At 64.6% G+C, this 6833-nt stretch carries 4 protein-coding genes; 1 reads left to right on the top strand and 3 read right to left on the bottom strand.

What is annotated here, in order from left to right; translation table 11 throughout:
- Both ACY69P_RS12485 and ACY69P_RS12480 read right to left on the bottom strand, forming a co-directional pair.
- A partial coding sequence (locus tag ACY69P_RS12485; protein ID WP_462327704.1) for a MinD/ParA family protein occupies nucleotides 1-1505 on the bottom strand: 1505 nt, incomplete at its 3' end.
- Entirely contained in the window at nucleotides 1502-4174 is a 2673-nt protein-coding gene (locus ACY69P_RS12480; RefSeq protein ID WP_462327703.1) for an HDOD domain-containing protein, read from the bottom strand. The genes ACY69P_RS12480 and ACY69P_RS12485, both read right to left, overlap by 4 nt.
- A gap of 278 nt (nucleotides 4175-4452) precedes the next feature.
- Between ACY69P_RS12480 and ACY69P_RS12475 the strand changes: the two genes are divergently transcribed.
- Nucleotides 4453-5889: an HD domain-containing phosphohydrolase gene (locus tag ACY69P_RS12475; protein WP_462327702.1), complete on the top strand. Its 1437-nt coding sequence runs from the start codon at nucleotides 4453-4455 to the stop codon at nucleotides 5887-5889.
- Between the two features lie 424 nt (nucleotides 5890-6313).
- Here the strand turns inward: ACY69P_RS12475 and ACY69P_RS12470 are convergent.
- Nucleotides 6314-6833 (bottom strand): peptidase U32 family protein (locus ACY69P_RS12470; protein ID WP_462327701.1); only part of this gene is annotated, 520 nt, incomplete at its 5' end.

Below are 6833 nucleotides of genomic sequence, written 5' to 3'. Positions count from 1 at the left end.
TGCGCGGGCTTTGCCGCTTCCGTGAAGGTGCGGCGCAGGTCCGAGACGGAAAAGGGCTTGTCGATAATCGTCACCTGCGGGGCAAGGTGCGGTTCGGCCGCAGGGGGCCTGCGGTAGCCGCGCAGCCACACCACAGGCGTCTCCCCGGTGCGCGCCAGCAGGCTTTCAATATGTGCGGCCGGGCCGTCCCAGCACACCACGCCGAGGCGGTAGGGCGCAAAGTCCGGCATGGACGAGCGCGTGGGCAGTGGCGCAAGGTCCACCCTGTACCCCGTGTCCATCAGCATCTCCACCAGCAGGTCGCGCAGGGCGTCGTCCGGGCACAGGAGCAGCGCGGGGTGGCGCTCCACAGGCGGGGCGGCAGGCTCCAGCTTTGGCTCCGCCGGGGCGCTGGCATCGCCAGCCAGGGGAGCACGCAGGGGCGCGGGCCGGTGTGCCTGGGGCCGAAGCGGCGTAGGCTGCGCCGTAGGGGGCGCCGTGTGGGAGCTTTGGAGCCGGGCGCGTAAGTCGCTGATGCGTTTTCGCACCACGGAGCGCGTGGCCGCAGTCTGCGCGGGGCTGACGTCCGTATCGATGCTCTCAAGCAGGGCGTCAATGCGGTCCAGCTCGTGGATGGCGTGGCGCAGGACGGGCGTCGGCGCGCCTACCTCGGGGGCCTTTCGCGGGGCGTCTGTGGTTTGCTTTAGCCGCATGACCGAGGCATCCAGAAAACGGTGTGGGCTGATCATGCGGTTTTTGGACACGGCGGCGGAGCGGATGCGCGAGGCCACATTCCGCAGGGCCATGGCCGCGTTGGAGCCGGGGTGCGTCTCCATAAGGGGACGCTGAAATGCCGAGGCCGAGGCGATGCTTCTATCCTCCGGAATATGCCCGAGGACGGAGCAGTTCAGCCCAAGGCGCTGGCCCGCTGTGGCGCGCAGCTTTTCAAAGATGAGCCGGGCCTGTTTGGCGCTGCGGGCGCGGTTGACGAGGATGCGCGGCATCCACCACAGCCCCTCGCGCGAGAGCACTTTGGTCAGGGCGTAGGCGTCGGTGATGGAGGTGGCCTCCGGGTTCACCACAAGGATGACGTCCTTGGCGGACAGGCACAGCGAGGTCACCTGCGCGGTAATGCCCGGTGAATTGTCGATGATGATGTAGTCATAACTGCCAAGGGAGGCGCACTGCGTGACCAGCCGCTTGCGCATGGGGCGGGTGAGCTCGGCCAGCCGCGGCACGCCGGATGCGCCGGAAATAAGGTCCACACCGGGGCCAACGGGCATGATGGCATCACGCATGGGCAGGTCGTCAAAAAGGACGTCCTCCAGCGTGTGGCGGGGCTGGATGCCCAGCAGGATGTCCACGTTGGACAGCCCAAGGTCCGCATCCAGAATGCACACACTGTGGCCCATCTCGCCCAGCGCCCACGCAAGATTGACGGTGACGTTGGTCTTGCCCACGCCGCCCTTGCCGCTGGCGATGGACAGGATGCGCGTGGGCGATTCTCCCGGTGGCATGTGCGTCATGACTCCTCCTTCCCCAGCAGGGTCTCCACTTCGGTCAGCAGGGCGTTTATCTCAAAGGGCTTGCGGATGCACCGCCTTGCCCCAAGGCGCATGGCTTGGTCGATTTCGTCCGGACCGGCCATACCCGTCAGGATGACAACGGGCATGTCCGCCAGCTTGTCCTGCGCGTGGGTCAGCAGCGACAGCCCGTCGCGTGAGGGCATGCGCAGGTCGAGCAGCAGCAGGCGGTAGCTGTGGGATGCGAGGCGGGCAAGGCCTTCTTCACCATTGCAGGCGGTCTCAACGCGGTAGCCCTTGGCCTCCAGCGATTCGCTGAGGATGTCGCGGATATGGCGCTCGTCGTCCACAACAAGGATGGCGTCGTCCACAGGCGGCGCTGGAGGGGGAGTGGGCGTGCTGGCCTGCGCGTCCGGCGTGGCAAGGGGCAGGGTCACGCGGGCGGTGGTGCCGCGCCCCGGCGCGCTTTCGTACGTCATTTCGCCGTCATGTCCCGCAACAATGCTGTAGGACGTGGACAGCCCAAGGCCCGTGCCCTTGCCCTCTTCCTTGGTGGAGTAGAAGGGGTCGAAAATTTTCTTGAGGGTTTCGTTCGTCATTCCCACGCCGTTGTCCGTCACCGTCAGGACGGCGCGGCGGCCACTGCCCGTCAGGCGCGTCCGCACGTGGATGCGCCCCGGCGTGGCCGGGTCTTCGCGCTCGGTAATGGCGTGTTCGGCGTTGATGACAAGGTTGAGGAGTACCTGCTCCAGCTGATTAGCGTCGCCAAGGATGTGCGGCAAATCCGGGGCAAGGTCGGTCTCCAGCCGGATGCCCTGCTTGCCCATTTCGCCGCGCACAAGGGCCAGCGTCCGCGTGACCACGTCCGCCAGGTTCGTCTTCTGCATCTTGGGCGGCATGGGGCGCGCAAAGTCCATCAGGTTGCTCAGGATGGAGGTGATGCGTTCAATCTGCTCCTTCATCTGGCTGAGGTCGCGCTTCTTTTTCTCGTCCTGCTCGCGGTGCTCCATGAGTTGTGTGCGCGCGTAGATGATGGCGAGGGGGTTGTTGATTTCGTGCGCGGCCCCGGCGGCAAGCTGCCCCACGGCGGCGAGGCGCTCGGCCTGCACCAGTTTGGAGTTGAGGCCCTTGAGCTTGCGCAGGGTGGTGGCAAGGTGCTCCGCCCGGCTTTCCAGCCGCGCCAGCAGGTCAAGGCGCTCCAGCGTGGCGGCAAGCAGTCCGGCAAGCTGGCAGTAGCCGATATGTTCCTGCGTCAGCAGCCGCGCCGAGGGCTGTTCGGGCACAAAGAGCATTTCGCCGATAAAGGCGCTGCCCGTCGCCAGCGGCGCAATGCAAAACGGCGACTGCACGATAAGGCGCGTTGGCGCTTCGCCATCCGGCACGGGCGAGCGCGACAGGTAGCCCGTCAGCACCGCGGCAAGGGCGCCGGATGGGATGGATTCCGCCGCATCCTGTGGCAGGGCAAGCTCTTCGGTGAGGGGCAGGCGCAGTTCCTGCGTGGTGGTACCGTTCCAGTACAGGCCCTCTATGGCCGGGAGGTCCGCATTGACGCGGTACACAAACCCCTCGCGCGAGCCGAGGCGCGTGCGCATGGTGGAGGCCATAAGGATAAAGGCGTCCCACGGGTCGTGCATGGCGGCAAGGCTTGGCCCGACTACGCCAATGGTCTCCAGAATGCGCCCGGCCCGTCGCAGGCGCTCCGAGGTGTCGAAGAGGTTTGCGTTCATGCCCGCAAGGCTGGCGTTGGCGCGCTGGAGCGCCTCGAAATAGAACCGTGCGGCGTCGGCATCCAGATCAAAAAAGGCCGCGCGCTCAGCATACCTATGGCCGATGCGGCTTTTGATGGCTTCCACAGCATCGTCCGTCAGGCCAAAGTGCGCCACCAGTGCGTCGCGTGTGGTGTCCTGCGGGCGCGACCAGCCGTCCACCATCACATCATGCGCCAGCAGGTTCCCCAGCTGCACCAGCGTAATGAGCCTGCGGTCCACTCCCAGCCCCGCAAGGGCGTCTGGCGTTTGGTGGTGCAGCCACGCCGCATCCGTCAGGCGGGCGGGCAGTTGCCACTGCTGGAGCAGCCATTTCCCGGCCTGCGTGTGGTCCACGCCAATGGCCTCGGTTTCAAGGTCCAGCATGGGCGCGCCCGTGGTTTTGCTCTCGTCCAGCAGGCGTTCGTAGATATGCGGCATGGCCATGAGCAGGACCAGCTTGCCGCAGTCGTGCACCATTCCGGCGGCAAAGGCCACGGATACAAGCTCCGGCGCAACCTCTTCGGCCAGCAATTCCGTTGCGACGGCGCTGGCGAGGGTGTGCTTCCAGATGTTCGTCAGGTTCGTGTCGGCCTGCTGCGGCTCCGCAAAGAACGTGTCGCGGATGATGACCGAGAGCATGGCGTTCTTGAGGCTGGTAAAGCCGATGGTGGACAGCGCTTGCTCCACATTTTCAATGTGGCCGCGGTAGTCGTACTTCATGCTGTTGGCCATGCGCAGGACCTTGACCGTCAGCGCGGGGTCGGACTCGATAAGGTGGGAAATATGGGCGAAGTCCGCCGTTTCCTCCATGACTTCGGTCAGGATTTTTACGGCCACGGGCGGCGGTGCGGGCAGTTGCTCAATGTGGCGGATAACGGCTTTGACATCAGCGCCGCCGGAAGTTCTGGATTCGTCGGAGTGCATGGCCAGCCTTTTTCGTAACGGGTGTGCGGTGGACCGGGGAGCGGGTCCGGAACGGATCTTCTGTTCTCCGCATTACTGGAAGTAGGCAAAAAAGGCAAAAGCCGAGGGGGGATGCGCCACGCCGGAACAAAGGCCCACAGCGCCGTCTGGACAAGGTGCGCCGCCGTCATGTATGGCAGGAGAGCAACTGAGAAAGTGGTCCCTCCGGCCGCGACATCTCCCGCAAATTCGCACGCTTTCCAAACAGGGCTCCCACCCGACAAACGATCCAGACAGGCATGCAGCAGCACACCATTCTTCTCGTGGACGACGAAGCTGGAATCCTCGACATTTACCGAGAGGTGGTCGAAGAGGAAGGCCATACCGTGCTTACCGCAGGCAATGGCCGCGAGGCGCTTGATATGTTGGCCGCCCAGCCCGTTGACCTTGTGGTTTCCGACATCCGCATGCCCGTCCTCGACGGCCACGCCATGCTCGACGAAATGCGCCGCCGCGGCATGGATGCCGACGTCATCTTTCTTACCGGATACGCCACTGTGGACAGCGCCGTGCAGTGCTTAAACAGAGGGGCCAGCGATTATCTGGAAAAGCCCTTTAACGTCTTTAAGTTTCGCGACAAGGTGCACGCCGTGCTCAGCAAGCGCCAACAGCGCCGCGCCCAGCTGGATGCGCCAGACGCCCTCGGCCTTGTTCACAATTTGCGCGAGGCCATCGCCGCGCATTCCGACTTCAAGTCCATCGTTCGCGAACTGCTCAGCCATACCCGCAAGGTGTTCGACCCCGACGGATTAGCCCTCTATCTCGTCGGGAGCAAAGGCGCCGCGCCCAGCCCCAAAGTTGTCTGGGGCGAAGCCTTTCGTGGCGGGTGCGGGTGGTTCGACGCCGCTGCGCCGCATCTGTTCACCAGCGACGATCCCGTACTTTTCAGCCCCGGCGAGCTGACCGCGCATGTTCCCGACTGCCCCTCCGCCGTCTCCGTGATGTGCGCGCCCGTTGCCATGGGCCGGGGCGGGTATCTCGTCGTTATGCGTTCGCGCGAGTCCCGCGCCTACTCCTCCGCCAATCTCAGCCTGTTGGCGCTCTTTGCCATGCACGGCACCAGCGCCTTCGAGACCCTGCGCGTCGGCCGCAAGATGCAGGAGATGAATCTGGAGATCATCACCTCGCACGTTGCCTCCGTGGAAGCCAAGGACATCTACACCAAGGGGCACTCCGAGCGCGTCGGCCAGTACGCCGTCCTTCTCGGCCGTCAGATGGGTCTGCCCGAGCGTGAGCTGGAACTTCTCCGCTTCGCAGGCATTTTGCACGACGTCGGCAAGATCGGCATTCCCGACGAGATTCTCAACAAAGCGGGCCGCCTCACCGAAGACGAATTCGCGCGCATGCGCCAGCATCCGGCCATGGGACGCGACATCGTCTCCAAGATTTCCTCCTTCAAGGAACTCGTGCCCATCATCTATCACCATCACGAGCGCGTAGACGGCGCAGGCTACCCCGGTGGCCTTACCGGCGACAGCATTCCCTTCCTCGCCCGCCTCATCAGCGTCGTTGACGGCTTCGAAGCCATGACCTCCGACCGCTCCTACCAAAAGGCCCGGAGCGTCGAGGATACCGTCGCCATCCTGCGCGGTAACGCCGGCACACAATGGGACGCCGCCATCGTCGACGCATGGTGCGACGTGGTGCACAAGGAATTCCTCTTCCTGCCCAACTAACGCTGCCTCGCGCCCCCACTGATGCAGCACGCAAAACCGCCGCCCCGAATTTTTCGGGGCGGCGGTTTTGTTTTGGGCTGAGTGGGTCGTTACGCGAGGGTCAAGAGGTTAGCTCCGCTGGCTTAAGGGGCGCGGCCCCTTAAGAATCCCGAGGTTTTTCGGTCTGGGGACAGACCGAAAAAAGGTGGTGGTGTGCTTCACTGTTTGCTTGGGCAGTTGCCCGCGTTGGTGGGGCGGCAGTGTCGGGGCCGGATAGAGGCTGTGTGGGTGGAACGGAAAACTGGCGTATAAATGGGATCGTTAAGGGCCCACGGCCCTTAACCCTGCGGAGCAAAAAAACGGTGGCAAAATGCCCCAAGACCCGCATGAAGTCGGCGGTCTTGGGGCGTAATGTTGTGGGCGCTGCGCTTAGCGTGTGGTGCGGCTAGGGGCGCAGGAACAGGCCTTTGGCGAGGGCGGGGTGGTTGGCGCGCAGGGTGAGGGTGAGGCCGGAGTGGCCGACGTCGCGCTTTTCGCCAAGGTCGTTTTCCAGCGCGTAGCTTCCGGCGTCGAGGACTGGGCGTTGGAGTCCGGGGACGAGGATGCGCACGGGCTGGGTGGTATCCCACTTGGAGCGCACGGCTACGGTCCACGCGTCGTCGCCGGTTTGCTCCACGATGCGGGCGAGCACGGGGCGCTGCTCTGGCGCGGCGGGGTAGGTGACGCGCTTGTCGCCGGGCAGGAAGAACCCTGTCGTCAGCGGGCGCGAGGCCGTGTTGAGCAGTTCGTGGAGGTAGGCCTGAGGGCGGAAGATGCCGTTTTGGACGTCGCGTAGGGCGGTGGCGTAGGCGTCCACCACCTGCGCGAGGTAGCCGCCGGATTTCATGCGGCCTTCGATCTTCAGGGACGTGATGCCCATGCGCATGAACCACGGCAGGAACTTGACGAGGCAGAGGTCTTCCGCC

The organism is Desulfobaculum sp., from assembly GCF_054921475.1.
The sequence above is the reverse complement of the archived record's forward strand: the minus strand, read 5'-3'. Positions and strand labels throughout refer to the sequence as shown.